Annotated in this window: 21 protein-coding genes; 6 read left to right on the top strand and 15 right to left on the bottom strand. The window is 67.4% G+C overall.

The window, feature by feature from the left end:
• Positions 1 to 8 precede the first annotated feature (8 nt).
• The 3 genes from N0K08_RS18680 to N0K08_RS18690 all read right to left on the bottom strand — a co-directional run bounded on the left by N0K08_RS18680 (position 9) and on the right by N0K08_RS18690 (position 3,105).
• Positions 9 to 1,313, bottom strand: a complete 1,305-nt coding sequence (locus N0K08_RS18680) for a Y-family DNA polymerase (RefSeq protein ID WP_261501906.1) — start codon at positions 1,311 to 1,313, stop codon at positions 9 to 11.
• Positions 1,258 to 2,055 carry a translesion DNA synthesis-associated protein ImuA gene (gene imuA, locus N0K08_RS18685; RefSeq protein WP_261501907.1) on the bottom strand — a complete coding sequence of 266 codons (798 nt, stop codon included), beginning with the start codon at positions 2,053 to 2,055 and terminating at the stop codon, positions 1,258 to 1,260. Before imuA ends, N0K08_RS18680 begins: the two co-directional genes overlap by 56 nt.
• A 138-nt stretch (positions 2,056 to 2,193) precedes the next feature.
• Positions 2,194 to 3,105: a LysR family transcriptional regulator gene (locus N0K08_RS18690; RefSeq protein WP_261501908.1), complete on the bottom strand. Its 912-nt coding sequence runs from the start codon at positions 3,103 to 3,105 to the stop codon at positions 2,194 to 2,196.
• Between the two features lie 126 nt (positions 3,106 to 3,231).
• On the opposite strand from N0K08_RS18690, the gene N0K08_RS18695 reads away from it, so the two are divergent.
• Positions 3,232 to 3,705 carry a nucleoside deaminase gene (locus N0K08_RS18695; RefSeq protein WP_261501909.1) on the top strand — a complete coding sequence of 158 codons (474 nt, stop codon included), beginning with the start codon at positions 3,232 to 3,234 and terminating at the stop codon, positions 3,703 to 3,705.
• A gap of 4 nt (positions 3,706 to 3,709) precedes the next feature.
• The gene (locus N0K08_RS18700) at positions 3,710 to 4,906 is read left to right on the top strand and encodes a cyanate transporter (protein WP_261501910.1); all 1,197 of its coding nucleotides are present in this window, start codon (positions 3,710 to 3,712) and stop codon (positions 4,904 to 4,906) included.
• Between the two features lie 110 nt (positions 4,907 to 5,016).
• Here N0K08_RS18700 and dkgB read toward each other — a convergent pair whose 3' ends face one another.
• Complete coding sequence (dkgB, locus tag N0K08_RS18705) at positions 5,017 to 5,823, bottom strand: 2,5-didehydrogluconate reductase DkgB (protein WP_261501911.1); 807 nt, start codon at positions 5,821 to 5,823, stop codon at positions 5,017 to 5,019.
• A 266-nt stretch (positions 5,824 to 6,089) separates the two neighbouring features.
• Here dkgB and N0K08_RS18710 point away from each other — a divergent pair, with 266 nt between their 5' ends.
• Both N0K08_RS18710 and N0K08_RS18715 read left to right on the top strand, forming a co-directional pair.
• Positions 6,090 to 6,344 (top strand): AbrB/MazE/SpoVT family DNA-binding domain-containing protein, encoded by a 255-nt coding sequence (locus N0K08_RS18710; RefSeq protein ID WP_261501912.1) that lies wholly within the window; start codon positions 6,090 to 6,092, stop codon positions 6,342 to 6,344.
• The gene (locus N0K08_RS18715; RefSeq protein WP_261501913.1) at positions 6,338 to 6,658 is read left to right on the top strand and encodes a type II toxin-antitoxin system PemK/MazF family toxin; all 321 of its coding nucleotides are present in this window, start codon (positions 6,338 to 6,340) and stop codon (positions 6,656 to 6,658) included. Before N0K08_RS18710 ends, N0K08_RS18715 begins: the two co-directional genes overlap by 7 nt.
• Before the next feature lie 94 nt (positions 6,659 to 6,752).
• Here N0K08_RS18715 and N0K08_RS18720 read toward each other — a convergent pair whose 3' ends face one another.
• From N0K08_RS18720 to mltG, 6 genes are all read right to left on the bottom strand, one after another.
• Positions 6,753 to 7,457 carry an ankyrin repeat domain-containing protein gene (locus N0K08_RS18720; protein WP_261501914.1) on the bottom strand — a complete coding sequence of 235 codons (705 nt, stop codon included), beginning with the start codon at positions 7,455 to 7,457 and terminating at the stop codon, positions 6,753 to 6,755.
• Entirely contained in the window at positions 7,454 to 8,260 is an 807-nt protein-coding gene (locus N0K08_RS18725) for a TatD family hydrolase (RefSeq protein WP_261501915.1), read from the bottom strand. The genes N0K08_RS18720 and N0K08_RS18725 overlap by 4 nt, the downstream gene beginning before the upstream one ends.
• Before the next feature lie 78 nt (positions 8,261 to 8,338).
• Positions 8,339 to 8,698, bottom strand: a complete 360-nt coding sequence (locus N0K08_RS18730; protein WP_261501916.1) for a PilZ domain-containing protein — start codon at positions 8,696 to 8,698, stop codon at positions 8,339 to 8,341.
• Between the two features lie 43 nt (positions 8,699 to 8,741).
• Complete coding sequence (locus N0K08_RS18735) at positions 8,742 to 9,755, bottom strand: DNA polymerase III subunit delta' (RefSeq protein ID WP_261501917.1); 1,014 nt, start codon at positions 9,753 to 9,755, stop codon at positions 8,742 to 8,744.
• Positions 9,752 to 10,429, bottom strand: a complete 678-nt coding sequence (gene tmk, locus N0K08_RS18740; RefSeq protein WP_261501918.1) for a dTMP kinase — start codon at positions 10,427 to 10,429, stop codon at positions 9,752 to 9,754. The genes N0K08_RS18735 and tmk overlap by 4 nt, the downstream gene beginning before the upstream one ends.
• Positions 10,430 to 10,461: 32 nt before the next feature.
• On the bottom strand, positions 10,462 to 11,454 hold the full coding sequence (gene mltG / locus N0K08_RS18745) for an endolytic transglycosylase MltG (RefSeq protein ID WP_261501919.1): 993 nt from the start codon (positions 11,452 to 11,454) through the stop codon (positions 10,462 to 10,464).
• 45 nt (positions 11,455 to 11,499) lie between these two features.
• On the opposite strand from mltG, the gene ygfZ reads away from it, so the two are divergent.
• Positions 11,500 to 12,417, top strand: a complete 918-nt coding sequence (gene ygfZ / locus N0K08_RS18750) for a CAF17-like 4Fe-4S cluster assembly/insertion protein YgfZ (RefSeq protein ID WP_261501920.1) — start codon at positions 11,500 to 11,502, stop codon at positions 12,415 to 12,417.
• 13 nt (positions 12,418 to 12,430) lie between these two features.
• Here the strand turns inward: ygfZ and N0K08_RS18755 are convergent, their stop codons facing one another.
• From N0K08_RS18755 to N0K08_RS18775, 5 genes are all read right to left on the bottom strand, one after another.
• Positions 12,431 to 13,138: an ankyrin repeat domain-containing protein gene (locus tag N0K08_RS18755; protein WP_261501921.1), complete on the bottom strand. Its 708-nt coding sequence runs from the start codon at positions 13,136 to 13,138 to the stop codon at positions 12,431 to 12,433.
• Positions 13,139 to 13,158: 20 nt separating this feature from the next.
• Complete coding sequence (locus N0K08_RS18760; protein WP_261501922.1) at positions 13,159 to 14,019, bottom strand: YbgC/FadM family acyl-CoA thioesterase; 861 nt, start codon at positions 14,017 to 14,019, stop codon at positions 13,159 to 13,161.
• Positions 14,020 to 14,022: 3 nt separating this feature from the next.
• On the bottom strand, positions 14,023 to 14,952 hold the full coding sequence (locus N0K08_RS18765; RefSeq protein ID WP_261501988.1) for an alpha/beta hydrolase: 930 nt from the start codon (positions 14,950 to 14,952) through the stop codon (positions 14,023 to 14,025).
• A gap of 240 nt (positions 14,953 to 15,192) precedes the next feature.
• Positions 15,193 to 15,717, bottom strand: a complete 525-nt coding sequence (locus tag N0K08_RS18770) for a hypothetical protein (RefSeq protein ID WP_261501923.1) — start codon at positions 15,715 to 15,717, stop codon at positions 15,193 to 15,195.
• A 605-nt stretch (positions 15,718 to 16,322) separates the two neighbouring features.
• Positions 16,323 to 16,781 (bottom strand): hypothetical protein, encoded by a 459-nt coding sequence (locus N0K08_RS18775; RefSeq protein WP_261501924.1) that lies wholly within the window; start codon positions 16,779 to 16,781, stop codon positions 16,323 to 16,325.
• A 410-nt stretch (positions 16,782 to 17,191) separates the two neighbouring features.
• On the opposite strand from N0K08_RS18775, the gene N0K08_RS18780 reads away from it, so the two are divergent.
• Positions 17,192 to 18,328 carry an iron-containing alcohol dehydrogenase gene (locus N0K08_RS18780; RefSeq protein WP_261501925.1) on the top strand — a complete coding sequence of 379 codons (1,137 nt, stop codon included), beginning with the start codon at positions 17,192 to 17,194 and terminating at the stop codon, positions 18,326 to 18,328.

The following is an 18,328-nucleotide window of genomic DNA, read 5'->3' on the forward strand; positions in this document are numbered from 1 at the left end:
CGCGCAGCTCAGCCGTAATGGCCGTGCAGAAACCAGGCGGTCTCCTCACCGGCCAGCCGTGTCTGGAACACCCACAAAAGGCCTGCATGCTCGCTGCGCGCCAGCCAGTAATCGCGCTGGACATTGAGCGGGAGTTCGCCATCGCCGACCTCTTCGCGGTGCCACCAGCCGCCCTCCACCCGGTCCGGGCCCAGCAGCAGCTGCAGCGGGCCTTGGTAGACCGGCCGGTGCGCGCGCTCGACCAATCGCAAGGGGGTTTCGAGCACCCAGGTCGGCAGCGGCAGTTCATGCAGCCCCTGCGGCCGGGATGGGCGACGCGGCTCGGCCGCGGACCACTGCTGCATCCATTCCAGGCGGTGGTCGGCAGACAGTTGCGGGCGGCGTATGCAGGCTTCGCCCAGCCGCGCCTGGATGCGTTCCAGGGCCAGTCGGGTGGACGCGCCCTTGTGGGCCGGGTCGGGAATCAGCGAGCGGCTTTCCTGCCCCATGGGCTCGACTTCGGCGGCGAGCAGTTCCAGGTCGCCGGCGGGTGCGAGCAATTCCACCTTGGCCAGGTGCTCCGTCAGCAGGCGCGCAAGGTGCTCCACGTTCTGGGTCGGCTCGGCCGTGCGAATCGTCAGTTCGCCGCCCTTGCCCGCATCCCGCGAACGCATGCTGTCGTGGCACCAGCGCAGCGTGAACGCCGTGGCACCGAGCTGGCGCGCCCGGAGCCAGCCGGCCATCATCAGCAACAGGCGCCGGGCGCCGAACAGCAGCGCCGGCGCCATCTCCACCCGCGACATCAGTTCCAGGCGCGCATGAAAAGTCTCGGGCAGCATCTCCCAGGCATAGGTCTCCGGGCGCAGGCCATAGGCCTGGTCCATGGCTTCCAGCAAGGCTTTGTCAAAGCGGCGCGCGATGCCGCCGCGTGGCAGCGCCCGCACCTGGCCCAGCGTGCGGCAGCCCACGCGGGCCAGCGTCGCCTGGTGGCGCGCGACGGCGCTGAGGCGTTCCAGCGGCAAGCTGTCGAGCAGCTGCTGCAGCGGATGGGCCAAACCATCGGCCAGCCCCTGGCGCGCGATGGCCAGCGCCGCCAGCCCGGTCGCAGCCCAGGCCAGGTGCACGCCCAGCTCCCGGGCCCCGGCTTCGACGAGCGCGTGCAGGTCTTCGGCGCCACCGAACAGCCTCAGGCTCGCTTCAAGCTCCAGCAGCACCGCCTCCTCGACCACCGCCACGCGCGGCGTGAACTGCAGGGCCCAGGCGGCGAGGGACTGGAGATCAATGGGCGATGCGGAGTCGGGGCACTGTGGGGGTAAGAGCGCGGCCCAATGCATGGCGCACCTCCTCTGGCTGCAGCCCTGGCGCTGGCAAGTCGTGCAGCCGGGGGGGAATGTAGGCGTTCAGATTGCCGGGAATCGCCTTGAGGTGCAGCACCTCCTCGGCGATCGCGCCACGGCGCTTGCGGATACGCAGGTCAATGTCCCAGCCCGCACCCAGAGCGACCGACACGCGCAGCGGCGCCGGCGATGCGTCGCGCAAAGCCGTTTCCGGGCGGATCAGGAAAACCGGTGCATCGCAGTGCAGCGCATGCACTTGCAGCCGCCGGATCTGCTCGGGCCGGGCCTGGGGCAGCCAGGCCAGCACCGCGCCGGCGGCGTCGGATTTGATCAGCTGCTCCGTGACCCACAGGCGGTCCGCCGGCCCCTTGGCGTCGATCCAGACCAGTTGCTCCGGTGCCAGCCCCAGCTGGGCCAGCCCCATGGCGTGGGGCGACTTGGGTGGCGCGACCAGATAGATGCGGCAGTTCTTGTCGGCCAGAAAGGCCGGCAGCGCAGGCCCCAGCAGCCGCCATTCGCACAACGCGGCCTGGGCCAGCAGCAGCTCGCTCAGGCCCTGGGTGGACCAGCCGCCGCCCGGCAGCGCCGCGTCCAGCACGGCGAAGCCCGTGGACAGCGTGCGCCCTGCCGAGCTGGCGACTTCCGTGCCGCGCCACAGGGCTTGCGCCATATGGGCAGGCAGCCGCCCGCAGTCAAAGCCGGTGGGCGTGGGGGGTTGAGGTTGGAGTGCGGCGGCCATGGCAAGTACTGTATTTAATCACAGTATACGAGCCAACCTCCCGTTTTGCATCCGGGTATTGCGCTGTGGGGCTAATGTTTTTCGCATGCCGGCGATCACCGCAGGGGGGCCTGCGAGAGCTGCAAGGCCGCCGCCCAGTCATTGCGATCCACCGGCCCTCGTCGCATGCTGGGCGCACCGGGCGGCCAGCACTTCGCCCATACGCTCCATCAACTCGGCGACAGGCCCGGTGTTTTCCCAGGCATAGATGGCGACCGATATCGCCGGCTCCGCCGGCAACCGCATGCATCGCCGGACGCGGTAGCCGGCGGTCGCGCTCAGGGGCAGCAGCGACAGGCCCAGTCCGGCCTCCACCGCGACCAGCACGTTGTGCAGGCTGTTGCCCGTGAATGCGATGTAGCTGCGCAGCTGCTCCTGCTCCATGCGCTCGAACATCGCCTCGCGGTACAGGCCGCCCTGCGGGAAGGCGACCAAGGCCAGGGGCTGGGACCATGCCTGCGGGGCATCCACGCTTTCGAACCAGGCCAGGGCTTCCGGAAAGCTGGCACGGCAATCCGGGCTGGCCACAGGCTCCTTGGCGATGACGATGTCGAATTCGCCGGCCCGGTAGCGCGCGGTGAGATCACGGCTCAAGCCGGCGGTGACGTCCAGGTGGATTTCGCGGTGGCGCTGAGTGAAGCTGCCAAAGACTTCGGCCATGGCACGGCTGACCAGATCCTCGGGAATGCCCATGCGGATGGACACCGTACCGGCCGGATCGGCCAGCGCCGATGCCGCTTCCTCTTGCAGGGCCAGGATTCTTCGGGCGTAGCCCAGCAGCCGCTCTCCTGCCACCGTGGGTTGGATCGGTCTGGCCGCGCGATCGACCAAGGTCTGGCCCACCGCCTCCTCCAGCCGGGCGAGCTGCTGGCTGATGGTGGATTGCGTCATGTGCAGACGTTGCGCCGCGAGCGAGAAGCTGTGCGTGTCGACGATGGCGATGAAGGAGCGCAGCAGGCGAGGGTCGAGCATGGGTTCTGGCGTGGAGTCCGCGGTGCGGCGGGATGGCATTCAGAAAATGAATAACTTTCATCTTAATATTTAATTTTTCAATGCCATGCGATGTCCCTATATTGGTGCACTCCGCGCCCTGCCCGCACCGCCCGAGAACGCGTGCAACCACCCTGAAAGCCCCCCATGACCAACGAAGACCGTTACCTGCGGCAAGCCATCGCGCTGGCGCGCGCCAATATCGAGCAGGGCGGCCGCCCTTTCGGCGCGGTCGTGGTGCGCGATGACGCGGTCATCGCCACCGGCGTCAACGAAATCCACGCCACCAACGACCCCACCGCCCATGCCGAATTGACGGCCCTGCGCGCCGCCAGCCGCCATCTCGGCTCGCCCGACCTGAGCGGTTGCAGCGTCTATGCCAGCGGCCATCCATGCCCCATGTGCATGGCCGCGATGCACATGGCCGGCGTGCGCAAGGTCGCCTACGCCTATGGCAACGAGGACGGCGCCCCATTCGGCCTGTCCACGGCCGCCGTCTACGAGGATCTGGCCAAGCCCTTCGCCGAGCAGTCCATGGCGATATGCCATCTGCCCGTGCGCATGCCGGACCATCCCGACCTGTACGCCGAATGGGCGCAGGCACGCAGCAAGCAGGCCTAGACCGGTGCACCCCAAGGATTCCAGCGCCCCCGCCCTGTTGCTCACGGCCGTGGCCCTCGTCGCGCTCAACCTCAGGCCCTTCATCGCCGGCATCGGGCCGCTGGCCGCCGATATCGGACGGGACACCGGTCTGGGCCTGCAGGGCATGGCGCTGCTGACCTTGGTGCCCATGCTGCTGATGGGCGCGTTTGCCTTTGCGGGCCCCCTGCTGCAGGCCCGCATGGGCGCACGGCGCGCCATCCTGGCCGCGCTCTTTCTGCTGGCAACAGGCTCGCTGTTGCGGCTGTTCACCACGAACGGCTGGCAACTGGTAGGGACCGCGGCCCTGCTGGGGCTGGGCGCAGCGGTGGTGCAGGCCGTGCTGCCCAGCGTCATCAAGCAGCAGTTCCCCCGCCATGTGGGTCCGGTCATGGGCCTGTATTCCGCCATGCTGATGGGCGGCGGCGCGCTCGGCGCGCAGCTCACGCCCTGGGTCGCGGCGGCCGGTGGCAGCTGGCATGCCGGCCTGGTCTGGATGGCCTTGCCCGCCACGCTCGCCCTGGTGCTGGCGGCGCGCAGCCTGCCCCGCGACAGCTCCGGCCAGCCCGGCCATTTGCGCACAGGAGACTACCTGCGCAGGCCCCGCGTGTGGCTGCTCATGGCCTGTTTCGGCCTGGTCAATGGCGGTTATTCCAGCGTGGTCGCATGGCTGGCACCGTTTTACCAGGAGCATGGCTGGAGCGCGGCCGCCAGCGGCAGCCTGCTGGCCGTCCTCGCGACCAGCCAGGCCATCGCGGCCTTGCTGCTGCCCGTGCTGGCACGCCGGCACGCGGATCGCCGGCCCTGGCTGTGGTGCACGCTGGCCTTGCAGGCCCTGGGTTTTGCCGCGCTGGCGCTGTGGCCGCAAACCGCGCCCATCGCCTGGAGCATCCTGTTGGGCGCGGGCCTGGGCGGCTGCTTCGCGCTGTCGTTGATCGTTGCGCTCGATCACCTGTCCGATCCGGCCCAGGCCGGCGCGCTGTCGGCGCTCATGCAGGGCGGCGGCTTCCTGCTCGCCGCGCTGCCGCCGTGGATTCTGGCCGTGCTGCGCGGCGCCACTGGCAGCTTTACGGCCGGCTGGCTGCTGCACCTGGGCTGTGTGGCCGTCGTCACGCTGCTGTACCGGCGCATCGCGCCGGCCAGCTATGGGCGCGCCATGCGCTTGACGCCGCGCGCCACCTGATGGGGAATGGGGGCTGGGCTGCAGGCCTCAGGTTGGCAGTAGAGGTGCGCGCTCAGACATTGCCAAACCCCTTGCTCGACCCCGTCAACGGGGCCGATGGTGTGTGAAACTCAGTCCCAGACCGGGGCCAGGCCCTCGGGGTTGACCTCGCGGCCGTTGCGCTCCAGGGCGGCAATCAAGGCCATGTCTTCGGCGTCCAGCTTCAGGTTCCGGGCCAGCAGGTTGCTGGCCAGGTTCTCGCGCTTGGTCGAGGACGGGATCACGGCATAACCCAGTTGCAGTGCCCAGGCCAGCGCGACCTGCGCCACCGTGGCCTGGTGCTTGTGGGCGATCGTGGCCAGCACCGGGTCCTTCAGCACCTTGCCGTAGGCCAGGGTCATGTAGGAAGTCACGGCAATGCCCTGCTCCTTGAGGAAGGCGGTCAGCTTGCGGCCTTGCAGATAGGGGCTGAGCTCGATCTGGTTGGTGGCGATCTCGTTCTTGCCCACGGCGGCGATGGCCTGCCGGGTCAGTTCGATGTTGAAGTTGGAGATGCCGATCTGGCGCGTCAGGCCCAGGGCCTTGGCCTCGGCGAGCGCCTCCATGAACTCGGGCAACTCCACGCCGTTGCCGGGGGCGGGCCAGTGGATCAGCGTCAGGTCGACATAGTCGGTGCGCAGCTTCTTCAGGCTGTCGCGCAGGCTGGGCACCAGCTTGGTCTTGGCGTAGTTGTCGGTCCAGATCTTGGTGGTCACGAACAGCTCGGAGCGCGGCACGCCGCTTTCGGCAATGCCCTGGCCTACGTCGGCCTCGTTGCCATAGATCTGCGCCGTGTCGACAGCGCGATAGCCCACGTCCAGGGCGTCGCGCACGGAGTCGACCGCGGTTTGGCCGGTCAGGCGAAAGGTACCGGCGCCAAAGGAAGGAATATTGCTCATGAAAGGACTTCTCAGTAAGGTTGAACGTGGGAACAAGGCCCGCAACAGCGTGTCTGCCATCCGTCTTTGTTTTCCCGATGACTGAAGTTTGCCCTTTTCATATTTGCAAATTAAGCCCTGTATCTCACAAACTCTTTTGATATTAATTCAAATATAGACAGACGCAGGAAAGCTTGGCGATGGCATATTGTTATAATAATGTTGTCACATCCAGTGCAGAAATCCCAGACTGGATCAACAGCGTTTCAACTTGAACGAGGTGCCAAATGCAAATAGCGATTCGCAACATCGGGAACAGCAAAGGTGTCGTTTTGCCCAAGGCCTTGCTGGCTCAGGCCGGATTGGACGAAGAAGCCGTGGCCAATGTGACCGTGGAAAACGGCGCAATCATTCTGAGCAAGCCTGCCAAGCCAGCGCGTGCGGGGTGGGCGGAGGCAGCCAAGGCCGTTGCAGCAGCGGGTGACGATGCCCTGTTGATGGGCGAGTTTTCCAATGCCGCAGATCCGGAGCTGGCATGGTGAAGCGCGGGGACATCTGGCTGGTCAACCTCGACCCCACCATGGATAGCGAAATTCAAAAATCGCGCCCCTGCGTGGTGGTGTCACCTGCGGAAATGAACGATGCATTGCGCACCGTGATCGTGGCACCGATGACCTCCAAAGGCTTCGCAGCACCATTCCGGATACCGGTGACGCATGCCGGCACCAAGGGCTTGATCGTGCTGGATCAGCTCAGAACCGTGGACAAGGTGCGACTCGCAAAAAAGCTGGGCGCTGTGTCTGCCAAGACCTTGGGCACGACCTTGGCCGTTCTTCAAGAAACATTCTCAGAGTAAGAAAAGACCTCTGTTGCCGATTCCGGAAATGACCGAATCGGCAAGGTCTCTGCACCGCGGCTGACTGCTTCCAGGCCGTGCCAACGACGCGAGTTCACCAGCCCGGCTTGCGCCCCGGCTGCGTGGTCCGTCGTTGCTGCTGCTGGGCCTTGGTCAGGCTTTCGACCAGATAGTCGCGCGAGGCCTGGCGCGCGAAGTCCACGGCCGTCCAGCCGCGCTGGTTCTTGGCCAATGGATCGGCGCCGTATTTCAGCAACTGGGCCACCACCTCTTCCGAGCTGTACTGCGCGGCCATCATCAGCGGCGTCGTGTCGTTGGGCGAGGGGTCATCCACGGGCGCGCCCTTGCGCACCAGCAGTTGCACGATGGCCAGGCTGTCGGGCCGCGCGGCCGACGCCGCGTAGTGCAGCGCCGTCCAGCCGTCCTTCTCTACGGAAGCGCCGCGGTCCAGGAGTTCGCGCACGATCGCCAGGTGGCCTTTGATCGCCGCCAGCATCAGCGCGCTTTCGCCCTGGCGGCTGGTTTCGTCCAGGCGGATGCCCGGCGACTTGAGCAGCACGTCGAACACGCGCAACGAATCGCGACTCAGCGCCGCGACCAGGCCGGGACGACCACGCGAGTCCAGCGTATTCGGGTCGGCGCCGCGAAATATCAGGTTGACCATGGCCCGGTCGTCGTCGCGAATCACCGCCCGCTCGAAATCCTCTTGCGCGTCGGCCCGCGCCTGCCCCACCAGGCCGGCAAGACCCAGGGCCAGGCCGCCTTGCAGCCATTGGCGGCGGGCGCGCAGCCCGCTCATGACACCACGCCCTTGAACAAGGCGTCGAAGTTGGCGCTGGTCAGCGCCGCGATCTCTTCCACCGGCAGGCCGCGCACCGCGGCGATCTGCTTGGCGACGTAGGGCACGTAGGCCGGGCTGTTGGTCTTGCCGCGATAAGGCATGGGTGCGAGGTAGGGGCTGTCGGTTTCGATCAGCATCCGGTCCAGCGGCACGAAGGCCGCCACATCGCGCAGGTATTGCGCATTCTTGAACGTGACGATACCCGAAAAGGAGATGTAGTAGCCCAGGTCCAGCGCGGCACGGGCCACTTCGGCGGTTTCGGTGAAGCAGTGCAGCACGCCGCCCGCCTGGCCGGGCGAGCCGTCTTCGCCCTCTTCGCGCAGGATGGAAAGCGTGTCGTCCGAAGCGCTGCGCGTATGGATCACCAGCGGCTTCTGGCAGGCCCGGGCCGCACGGATGTGCACGCGAAAACGTTCGCGCTGCCATTCGAGGTCGGCGATGGTGCGCCCGCCCTTGCGGTCTTCCATGCCGTAGTAGTCGAGACCGGTTTCGCCAATCGCCACCACGCGCGGCAGCGCGGCGCGATCGAGCAGGTCCTGCACGCTGGGCTCGGTCATGTCCTCGGTGTCGGGGTGCACGCCCACCGTGGCCCAGAAGTTGTCGTACTGCGTGGCCAGGGCGTGCACGTCGGCAAACTCTTCCATGGTGGTGCAAATGCACAGCGCGCGGTCCACCTGCGCCTCGGCCATGGCGGCGCGGATTTCGGGCAGACGGGCCGCCAGGGCTGGGTAGTTCAGATGGCAGTGGGAATCGGTAAACATGGAAAAACTCTCAAAAACAAAAATGCCGACCGGCAGCGGGTCGGCATGCAGCCGCGGGTGGGCGCGCCGTCACTGCACTCACACGGTCTGCGTCGCCTTGTCCCAGGCCAGCGCATCACCCAGAATCCGCTCGATCTTGTCCTTGAGCTGGCTGGATTTCTCATCCTTGGGAAATTTCAGGCCAATGCCTTGCGTGCGGTTGCCCGCGGCGCGCGCCGGCGTGACCCAGGCCACCTTGCCGGCAATGGGGTAACGCTGCGGGTCGTCGGGCAGCGTCAGCAGCACATACACATCGTCGCCCAGGCGGTAGTCGCGCGGGGTCGGCACAAAGATGCCCCCTTCGGCAAAGATGGGGATATAGGCCGCGTACAAGGCGGCCTTTTCCTTGATGGCCAGTTGCATGACGCTGGGACGCGGCGTGGTAGGTGTCAGGCTCATGGATGTGGTGCAGGTGGGCAACGGGCAGGCAAAGCGCCGGCCCTCATGCCCGCGAGTTTAGGACGCTTCTGGCTTGCGCGACAAGCGCTTCCAGCATCAGGCCCGCATTGAAGGGGTGTTCGGCCGTGCGCAAGGCCTGGGACAAGGACTTGCTCCAGGCAGCGAGCTGCGGCAGCGGCGCGGGCACGGGCAGATCGGCCGGCGCGAAATAGCGCGGCTGGGCACCGGTGGCCCGGGCCAACTGGTCATGGCAGATTTTCTGCAGCACGCCTATCGCCTGGGCCGGCGACAGGTCGGCCAGCGCCGAGACATCGCCCTGGGTCACGGCCCGGGGCAATTGCGTCCAGGCCTGGGCCGGCTTGCCGCTGCGCGCCAGGGCCAAGGCGTCGTCGGGGCGGCCGCCCGAAGCCTTGAGAAAGGCCTGGGCCGCGGCCGCGTCCAGGCCCTGGGCCTGCAGCCAGTCCTGCATGACCGCTTCCTGCGGCCAGGACATGGTGTGGATCAGGCAACGGCTGCGAATGGTGGGCAGCAACTGGTGGGCCGACTCGCTGGCCAGCACGAAGCGCACGTCGCCAGGCGGCTCTTCCAGCGTCTTGAGCAGGGCATTGGCCGTGATGGCGTTCATCTGCTCGGCCGGGTAGACCAGCACGGCCTTGCCGCGCCCACGGGCGCTGGTACGCTGCGTGAACTCGACGGCGTCGCGCATGGCATCGACGCGGATTTCGCGGCTGGGCTTGCGCTTCTTGTCGTCGATGTCGGACTGGGCTTTTTCCGACAGCGGCCAGCCCAGCGCCAGCATATGGGTTTCGGGCATGAGCACGCACAGATCGGCGTGGACACGCACATCGATGGCGTGGCAGCTGGCACAGCGCCCGCAGGCCTGGCCGTCGGTGACCGCCTCGCACAGCCAGGCCCGGGCCATTTCCAGGCCCAGGGCGTACTGGCCCAGACCCGAAGGCCCTTGCAGCAGCCAGGCGTGGCCGCGCTGGGCCAGCAGGGTCTGGCGCTGGGCGGCGATCCAGGGCGCGACCGGCGGGCGCTCAGGCGCCGTGCTCATGCCGCGCCTTCGTGCGCGGCCGCGGCACCCGGGCCCCAGCCCCGGGCCACGAGCACCGCCTGCAGCTGCTGCCAGACAACGCCGCGCTCCTGGTTGGCATCGATGCGCGCAAAGCGCTGCGGTGCGCCCGCGGCGCGATCGGCATAGCCCTGGGCCACGCGCCTGAAAAACTCCAGCGGCTGGGATTCGAAACGGTCGGGCAGGCGCGCATGCGACAGGCGCTCGGCAGCGACTTCGGGCGGCAGATCGAACCAGACCGTCAGGTCGGGCTCGCGCAGCCGCATGGGATCGGGCGCCACGCCAGTCTGCACCATGCGCTCGAGCACGGCCAGCGGCCCGCAATCAAAGCCACGGCCCGCGCCCTGGTAGGCGAATGTGGCGTCGGTGAAGCGGTCGCACAGCACCACATCGCCGCGCGCCAGCGCCGGCTCAATCACCTGCACCAGGTGGTCGCGCCGGCCGGCGAAGGCCAGCAGGGCTTCGGTCAGCGGGTCCATGGCATCGGCCAGCAGCAGCGCGCGCAGCTTTTCGGCCAGCGGCGTGCCGCCGGGCTCGCGCGTGAGCAGCACGCAACGGCCTTGGGCGCGAAACGCGTCGGCCACTTCGCTGATGTGCGAGGACTTGCCCGCGCCATCAATGCCTTCGAAAGAAATAAACAGGCCAGTACGGCTCATGGTGACAAATCCTCAATGCGGCGGACGCTGGTTCAGCGTCCGCGCTGGTAACGGTTCACCGCCCTATTGTGCTCGTCCAGCGAAGCGCTGAAATGGCTGCTGCCGTCGCCCTTGGCAACAAAGTACAGGGCTTTCGTCGCTTCGGGTTGCACGGCCGCCATCAGGGAAGCCTTGCCGGGCATGGCAATCGGTGTGGGCGGCAGGCCCGGGCGGGTGTAAGTGTTCCACGGCGTGTCGGCGCGCAGATGGCCGCGGCGCAGATTGCCGTCGAAGGCTTCGCCCAGGCCGTAGATCACGGTCGGGTCGGTTTGCAGCAGCATGCCTATGCGCAGGCGGTTGATGAAGACGCCGGAAATCTGCGCGCGGTCGCTGCCGCGGCCGGTTTCCTTTTCGACGATGCTGGCCAGCACCAGGGCTTCCTCGGGCGAGCGCAGCGGCAGGTCGGAGGCCCGCATCGCCCAGATTTGCGCCAGGCGCCGGTCCATGGCGTGCACCGCACGGCGCAGCACGGCCATGTCGCTGCTGCCCTTGGCATAGGTGTAGGTGTCGGGGAAGAAGCGCCCTTCCGGGGCCACGCCGGGCTTGCCCAGGGCGACCATCAGCGCTTCATCGCTGAGCGCTGCGCTGTCCTGGCGCAAGGACTCCTCGCGGGCCAGCGCCGCGCGCACCTGGCGCCAGTTCCAGCCTTCGACCAGGGTCAGGGCGCGCAGCGACTCCTCGCCGCGCGCGAGCTTTTGCAGCAATTGGTAGGGCGAGGTGCCTGCGGGAATCTCGTAGTTGCCGGCCTTGATCAGCCTGTCCTTGCCCGACAGGCGAAACCAGGCGTACAGCAGGCGCGCATCGGTGTGCACGCCGGCCTGCACCACATTGCGGGCCACGCCGCGCGGCGTGGTGCCGGGCTCGATCTCGAGTTCGAGCGTCGGCGCGCTCTGGCCCAGCGGCTGGGTCAGCCACCATGCGGCAGCTCCTGCCGCCAGCACAGCCATGAATCCCAGACACAGCAACCATTTGATGATTCGACACACAACCTTTTCCACCCTATGAAAATGACCGGGCATCATAATTCACCCATGACCCAGTCCCTCCATGGCATAGCCCCCATTTCCCATCTTGGCGTGATCCGCGTGCAAGGCGAAGACGCCGCCAGTTTCCTGCATGGCCAGCTCACGCAGGACTTTGCATTGCTCGACATGCAGCATGCCCGCCTGGCCGCGTTTCTGTCGGCCAAGGGCAGAATGCAGGCCAGTTTCATCGGTTTCAAGCGCAGCGCCAGCGAAATTCTGCTGATCTGCAGCCACGATCTGCTCGCGCCCACGCTCAAGCGCCTGTCGATGTTCGTGATGCGCTCCAAGGCCAAGCTCAGCGACGCCACGGCCGAATTCACGCTGCACGGCCTGATCGGCGACGCCGTCGCGACCGCCGGCGGCCCGCCTCAGGCCGCGCCCTGGGACAAGCAGGATCTGGGCGAGGCCCAGTTGGTCCACCTCTACCCCGCCGCCGGACAGCCGCGCGCGCTGTGGATCGCCCCCGTGGGCACGCCCGCACCGCAGGCTCCCGCCCTGGCCAGCGAGGCCTGGCTGTGGAGCGAAGTGCAAAGCGGCGTGGCCACGCTGAGCGCGCCGCTGTTCGAGCTGTTCGTACCGCAGATGCTCAACTACGAATCGATCGGTGGCGTGAACTTCAAGAAGGGCTGCTACCCCGGCCAGGAAATCGTCGCCCGCAGCCAGTTCCGCGGCACGCTCAAGCGCCGCGCCTATCTGGTGCGCACTGATGCCGCGCTCACGCCCGGCATGGAAGTGTTTGCGGCCCACGATGCCGAGCAACCCACGGGCACCGTCGTGCAGGCCGCGCAGGCGCCGGACGGCGGCTGGCTGGCACTGGTGTCGATGCAGATTGCTTCGGCCGGTGAAGCCCTGCACGCAGGCAGCGCCAGCGGTCCGGCGCTGAGCGTGCAGCCACTGCCCTACGCCCTGCTCGAAGATATTTGAGCGACTGCGCGTTTCAGCGCGCGCCGGCGGTCCGCAAGATGCGCTCGATCTCTGTCTGGCCGCGCTGGATGGCGTGCTGCAGGGGGCGCACACCGTCGGCGTCCGCCAACTGCACATCGGCCCCCGCATCCACCAGCATCTGGACAATCTGCTGGTGGCGCGGTCCGCCGTCGCTCAAGACGATGGCTTCGAGCAGTGCCGTCCACCCCAGGCGATTGACATGGTCCAGTGCCACGCCAGCGTCGATCAGGCGGCGCACGGTTTCCACATGGCCACGCTCGCAGGCCGGAATCAGGGCCGTTCCGCCATAGCGGTTGGTGCTGCGCAAGTTGGCACCCTGGGCCAGCGTCATGGTCAGTATCTCCAGATAGCCGCTCGCCCCCGCAAAAAGGTAGGGGCTGTCCTGGATGCCGTCCTTGGCATTCACGTCGGCGCCGGCACCGATCAGGGCGCGGGCGGCGCGGATACGGTTGCCCTGGGTCGCCACCAGCAAAGGCGTGCGGCCCTGTGCATCGCGCGCGTCTATGGGCATGCCCTGGGCCAGCAGCTGCGTGATGGCGCTCACATCGTCACGTTCGGCCGCCTGGTGCAGCGGGGTGGAAACGGCCCCAGCCGTCGCCGAAGTAGCAGCCGCTGGCCCTGCGGCAGCCGGCGCTGCGCCCTGTGCCTGCGGCAAGCCCAGCGCCAGGGCTGCAGCCCCCAAAGCCAGCGAATTGCGCATGGAATGCTCCCGGTGAAATCTCAAAAACTGCGCACCATGGTGATGTGCGCAATCCCCGCTTCGTCATATGGCTCGCCTTGCGGCGTGAAGCCGGCACGGCGGTAAAAGCCTTCGGCCGCGCACTGGGCATGCAGCTGCACTTCGTGGTCGCCACGTGCCTGCGAAGCTTCGACCAGCGCGTCCAGCACCTGGCGACCCAGCCGACTGCCGCGCAGGTCCCGGTCCACGGCCAGGCGGCCGATGCGGCCCACGCCCGGCGCCTCGGTGATCAGGCGGCCCGTGGCCACGGCCTGGTCCAGGCGGTTGTAGACCACCACATGGCGCGCCGCTTCGTCGCGGCCGTCGACTTCCAGGGCCGGGTCGATCTGCTGCTCGCGCACAAACACTTCCATGCGCAGGCGCAAGGCATCGCGGCCCAGCAGATTCCAGTCGCCCGAGCGCAGCTCGGTCACGCTGCGGCCGGCCTCGAAATCGTCGATCAGCGTGCGCAGTGCATCCGGCACGGGCTTGGAGGTTTGCGTCGTCGCATCGGCAAACACATACAGCAGCTCCACGCTGGTGAGCAGTTGCATGCCGCAGAAAATGCCCATCTCGAAGCGCATGGACGAGTTGCCTATGCCCGCACAGCGCATGCCCACGTCCAGCACATCGCCATAGCGCGCCGAGCCGTGGTACTCCAGACCCGCCTTCTTGACATACAGCTCGCCGCCCAGGCGCGCGAAGCCGCTCTCGTAAGGCATGGCCAATGCACGCCAGTACTCGCTGATGGCCGTGTCTGCATACATCATGTAATGTGCATTGAACACAATTTTTTGGGCATCGACTTCGGCCCAGCGCACGCGCAGGCGGTGGAAGCAATGAAACATGTCTCGGTTCAGCATAGCTCAGTTCTCCAGTCCAAAAGCCACGCGCAGTGCGCGCGCGCAATCCGCATGGGCCTGGCGCGCTTCGGGAATGGCGCGGCCCATCTTGATGAATTCATGGGTCACCCCACGGTAGATTTCCAGCTCCACCGCCACGCCCGCGGCGCGCAGCTTGTCCGCGTAGGCCAGGCCTTCGTCGACCAGCGGATCGCACTCGGCCAGGCAGACAAAGGCCGGCGCCACGTCGTCCAGATCGTGTGCGTTCAGCGGCGCGAAGCGCCAGTCGTCGCGGTCGGCGGGGCTGCGCACGTATTGGTCGAAGAACCAGGTGATGCTGGCCTCTTCCAGCACCATGCCATGCGCAAAGCGGCGGTGCGAGTCGGTGTCCTGGTGGGCGGTCGTGCCCGGGTAGATCAGCAATTGCAGGGCCAGCGCCAGGCCGGCATCGCGCGCGAAAATGGCGTTCACCGCGGCCAGCGTGCCGCCGGCGCTGTCGCCGCCCACGGCCAGGCGCGTGGTATCCGCGCCCAGCGTCAAGCTATGGGCCGCCAGCCACTGCAAGGCATCCCAGGCGTCATTGCTGGCCGTGGGAAAGCGCTGTTCGGGCGCGAGCCGGTAGTCGAGCGAGACCACCATGCAGCCCGCTTGCCGGGCGAGTTCGCGGCACAGCACGTCGTGGGTTTCCACGCTGCCGATGGTGAAGCCCCCACCGTGCAGGTAGAGCAGCACCGGCAAGGCGCCAGCCGCCGCGGGCGCTGGCGCATACAGCCGCGCGGGCAGAGCATGGCCGTCGCGCGCCGGTATCTGCAGGTCTTCGACCCGCGCCAGCGGGGCCTTGGCGATCTCCAGCACGCCCGCGCCGGCCGCGTAGGCCGCGCGTGCCGCCTCGGGGCTCAAACTGTGCAGCGGCGGGCGCGCAGCCCGCTCCATGCGGCGGATCACATCGCGCATCTGCGCGGTCAACAGGGTCTGGGGATCTACAGGGTTCACGGTCGGCTTGGCGGCAGCGGTCTGCCGCCAAGCCCAGTGCAGGCGGCCGCGGCAGACCTTGAAAACAGAGGATTTGCCGGCGCTGACCGGCAGTACGCCCGCCATCATGCCGCAAGCGCTGCCCCGCCAAGGACTCCCAGGAGACGCAGCCGTGTTCTGCATGGGGAAATCACGGCCCCAACTGCCCTGCCAGGCACAGCCTCACCAGCACCTGCGCTCAAAATTCACGGCCACGGGGCTGGAATAGGCATAGCCCAGCAAGACCGCCACGCCCTCATAGACACAGCGCGCGGAGGTGGCGTACTCGGGCCAGCGGCCCTGCGCGCCGTTGGACACACCGTGGCCCGGTCGAAACGACTGCCGTCTGCGTCGCAACGGAGTCGCCACGGGCTCGCGCGCATATTGCGGCCAGCGCAGGGGCTCGACAGCGGGCTCGGCCGTGAGCGGCGCGCTGCCTATCCTGAAGGCCGCACTGTGGTGGACACCCTCGATGCCGCGGCAGTCCCGACCCAATCCCCGAGGGCTGTGCAATTCGGGCTGGGAAATGGCATTCAGCGGAACCTGATGGGTCCGCATGCCCAGCCGGTAGGCAATCTCCCTGGCCATGATTTGCTTGATCTGGACCGGATCCGTGGGTGGCAACACGCAGGCCATGCTGGAGACCGACAGCGTGACGACGGCAGCGCCCACCAGCGTGGCCGAGAAATGGCGAATTCTGAAAGTCATGCAACTCTCCTTGCAAGCAACGTGGAAGGACGAGAAAACGCCCTCCTTCGGTCACGGAACAGGAGCCGCCATGGCCCGGCAGGACCGGCGGCCCCGCCTTGCATCAGAGCCAGGGTCTGGCGGCCCACATCCGCGGCTCCATGGGTTCGGGAACCGGGCCAGGCCCGGGCCAAGGCTTTTCCGGGTCGGGCCAAGGCCAGGGCCAGGGCTTGGGCCTGGGGGAAGGCACTGGCCATGGCCTGGGTTGAGGTTCGGGTCTAGGCCAAGGCCCGCCCACCGATTGCCCTGCCTGGCTCCAGCGCATGTCCGCAAGCAAGGTCATGGGTCCGCGGCGTTGCGCGCCCGGCGGGAAAGCGGCCTGGCGCTGAACCGGCTGGAGTGGGACTCCCAACCGATGGACGATCTCCCTGGCCGAGATGGGCTTGATCTGGCCTGGATCCGTGGACGCGAGTGAGCAGGCCATGCCGGATACCGACACCGTGACTGCGGCAGCGCCCACCAGGATGGCGGTGAATTGGCGAATGGTGAAATACATGCAACGCTCCTTGTGAACAACAGGCACAGGCCAGGAAACCGGGCCTCCACCTGATTCATGGCAAGGCCGGTCATGGCACGCGGCACTTACGCTCGAAATGCACGGCCACCGGACTGGAGTAGCCATAGCCCAGCACCACGGCCACCCCCTCGAAGCTGCACTGCGTCCCTGAGGAAGGTGGCGGATAAGGGAAGGGATACGGCCAGGGCCTGGGATGAGGCCAAGGCCTGGGGCGGGACTCCGACTGCGAGACTTCGCCCAAGCGGAAGCCTGCACTGTGGTGATAGGTCGCCAGCCCGCTGCAATCCGCACCCAACGGGTACGGGGTGTGCAGTTCGGGCTGGGAGATGGCAGCGAGCGGAATTCTCTGCGGGCTGGTCCCGAGCCGGAAGGCGATCTCCTTGGCCATCATTTGCTTGATTCGGACCGGGTCCGTGGGCTGAAGTGAACAGGCCGCGCTGGATACGGAAACCAGCGTGGTGACAGTCCCCAGCAACGCCACGGCCAGATAACTGATTTTTTGGCTCATACCGTTCTCTCCTTGCAGAAAAAATGCGTCCATGACTGCGACGGATGCCCTCCGGCTCCCGGGGGGACCGTCGTTTTCAGTATCGGCAAGGGGGTGGATAGAACCCGCAAGAACAACTATTGCCAACGATGCCATCACCAGGGCCGTCAGCACGCCTGGGGCAGCGGCAATGCCCTCCTCTCCCTCTGGCGCCGGATGCAAGAACCGTTCGCGCCAGCGCGGGAGCCGGCGCCAGCGCCCTGACCTGTTTTTGCAACACGCCGGGCACGCTTGTCCAGCCGGGCGCCGAGTCCCATCCGCGACTCGCAGGCCCGCCCTCACGCGCGCGCCCAGGGTTTGCCGTGTTGGCTCAGCACCCGTCCGGGGCTAAAGTTTTGGGCAGCTTCTTACCTTCAGCCCGGAACCGCACGATGGCCTTGATCCACTACATCACCCAGATCCAATTCGACTTCGGCGCCATCGCCCTGCTGCGCCAGGAATGCGAGCGCACAGGCATCACCCGGCCGCTGATCGTGACCGACCCGGGCATCGTCGCCGCGGGCGTGCTGCAAAAGGCACTGAACGCCCTGGGCGACCTGCCCTACGCGCTGTTCGACCAGACGCCCGCCAACCCCACCGAAGCGGCCGTGCGCGCCGCCGCGCGGATCTACCAGGACCAGCGCTGCGACGGCCTGATCGCGGTCGGCGGCGGCTCGGCCATTGACTGCGCCAAGGGCGTGGCGATTGCCGCCACCCACCCCGGGCCGCTGTCGCACTACGCCACCATCGAAGGCGGGTCACCGCGCATCAGCGAGCGCACGGCCCCGCTGATTGCCGTGCCCACCACCAGCGGCACGGGCAGCGAAGTCGCACGCGGCGCCATTCTCATCGTCGACGACCACCGCAAGCTGGGCTTTCATTCCTGGCACCTGGTGCCGCGCGCGGCGATCTGCGACCCGGAACTGACCTTCGGCCTGCCGCCCCTGCTCACGGCCGCCACCGGCATGGATGCCATCGCCCACTGCATGGAAACCTTCATGTCCAGCGCCTTCAATCCGCCCGCCGACGGCATTGCGCTCGACGGGCTGGCCCGCGGCTGGGGCCATATCGAACGCGCCACGGCCAACGGCCGGGATGCCGAAGCCCGGCGCCAGTTGATGAGCGCCAGCATGCAGGGCGCCATGGCGTTCCAGAAAGGCCTGGGCTGCGTGCATTCGCTCAGCCACAGTCTGGGCGGCGTCAACCCGCGCCTGCACCACGGCACGCTCAATGCCATGTTCCTGCCGGCCGTGGTGCAGTTCAACAGCCAGGTGCCGGCCGTAATCGCGGAGAAACGCCTGGAGCGCATGGCCCATGCCATGGGCCTGGCTTCGGCCAGCGATATCCCCCTGGCCTTGCGCGACATGAATGCCCGCCTGGGCCTGCCCAGCGGCCTGGCCGCGCTGGGCGTGGACCGGCCGCTGTTCGCCCAGGTGATCGCGGGCGCGCTCAAGGACCATTGCCACGCCACCAACCCGCGCCTGGCCACGGCCGAGGATTACGAGCAGTTGCTGAGCGAATCCCTGTAG

This window comes from Acidovorax bellezanensis, assembly GCF_025421555.1.
Classification (GTDB): Bacteria; Pseudomonadota; Gammaproteobacteria; order Burkholderiales; family Burkholderiaceae_C; genus Comamonas; species Comamonas bellezanensis.